Source organism: Scytonema sp. PCC 10023, from assembly GCF_963920835.1.
Taxonomy (GTDB): Bacteria; Cyanobacteriota; Cyanobacteriia; order Cyanobacteriales; family Nostocaceae; genus Kalymmatonema.
The window spans coordinates 1-1,196 of sequence record NZ_CAWUDP010000313.1; the positions used below are offsets into that span (position 1 = coordinate 1).

Genomic DNA, 1,196 nt, shown 5'->3' on the forward strand with positions numbered 1-1,196 from the left:
GAATCGACAGGAGTATATTGGATATCTGTCTTTCAAATTTTGGAAAGTCATGGGTTTGAAGTCAAACTCGTAAATGCCCAACAAGTAAAAACTGTACCTAGTCGCAAAACTGACGTCTTAGATTGTCAGTGGCTGCAACAGTTACACACCTACGGTTTATTGTCAGGGTCATTTCGCCCGGAAGACCAAATTTGTGTTTTACGTAGTTACATTCGCGCCTCGGGACAACCTAATTAAAAGTGCTTGTGTTCATATACAACGGATGCAAAAAGCCCTCACGGAAATGAATGTACAACTGCATCGAGCCAAAGCGCGATATTACGGGCACTACTGGCATGGCAATAATCAGAGCAATTGTCGCAGGTGAGCGTGATCCAGAGGTTCTGGCATCAAACAGCGATGGACGCATCACGCGCTAGCTGTGCTGAAATTGCTGCTGCTTTAACTGGGGACTACCGCCCAGAACTGGTATTTATCTTGCAGCAGGAATTGCAACTCTACGATTTTTATCAGACACAAATTTCTGCTTGCGATACCCAAATTGAGCAATGCTTGGCATCTTTTACATCAAAGGTTGATGTAAATACCAAACCCTTAGCTAAACCCAAGCGTCGCGGAAAAAAGCAACCAGGTAACGCCCCTCAATTTGATTTGCGGACTCATCTGTATCGCATTAGTGGCGTGGACTTTACTCAAATTGATGGCTTGGGTGTTTTGACCGTACTTACCCTGTTATCTGAGTTAGGGTTAGATCCAACACGCTTTCCCACTGTCAAGCACTTTACCTCTTGGTTAGGGCTGTGTCCTGGCAGTCGGATTACTGGCGGTAAGGTGAAAAGTTCGCGCATCTCGCCCAGTTGCCAACCGTGTTGCGAATGCTCTGCGCAACGCCGCTCAATCTCTTTGTCGCAGTCGCTCCGCTTTGGCCGCTTTTTATCGGCGGATGCAGGCACGTTTGGGTGCACCCAAGGCGATTACTGCCACCGCACACAAGGAGCGCACGTATTTTCTATCGTTTCTGGAGCGCCGGTGGCGCCAGACCTTGGGCTTGATGCCTATGAGCAGCAGTATCGCGATTGCCCGAAGGGCAGTGGGCTTCGCCCAATCGCGTTGTCAACAACCTCAAGAAAAAAGCCAAGTCTTTGGGCTTTGATTTAGTTGCTCAATCTGCTGCTACCGAATGTGTTTCTTAGGAG

The 1,196-nt window shown here is 48.1% G+C and carries 3 protein-coding genes; all 3 read left to right on the forward strand.

Annotation, left to right across the window (positions count from 1 at the left end; all coding sequences use genetic code 11):
* The coding region (locus ACM0OZ_RS48925) for an IS110 family transposase (RefSeq protein ID WP_414590173.1) at positions 1 to 237 on the forward strand (237 nt) is incomplete at its 5' end.
* Positions 238 to 287: 50 nt separating this feature from the next.
* Complete coding sequence (locus tag ACM0OZ_RS48930; protein WP_414590174.1) at positions 288 to 419, forward strand: hypothetical protein; 132 nt, start codon at positions 288 to 290, stop codon at positions 417 to 419.
* Positions 400 to 1,158: a transposase gene (locus ACM0OZ_RS48935; RefSeq protein ID WP_414590175.1), complete on the forward strand. Its 759-nt coding sequence runs from the start codon at positions 400 to 402 to the stop codon at positions 1,156 to 1,158. The genes ACM0OZ_RS48930 and ACM0OZ_RS48935 overlap by 20 nt, the downstream gene beginning before the upstream one ends.
* The last annotated feature ends 38 nt before the right edge of the window (positions 1,159 to 1,196 follow it).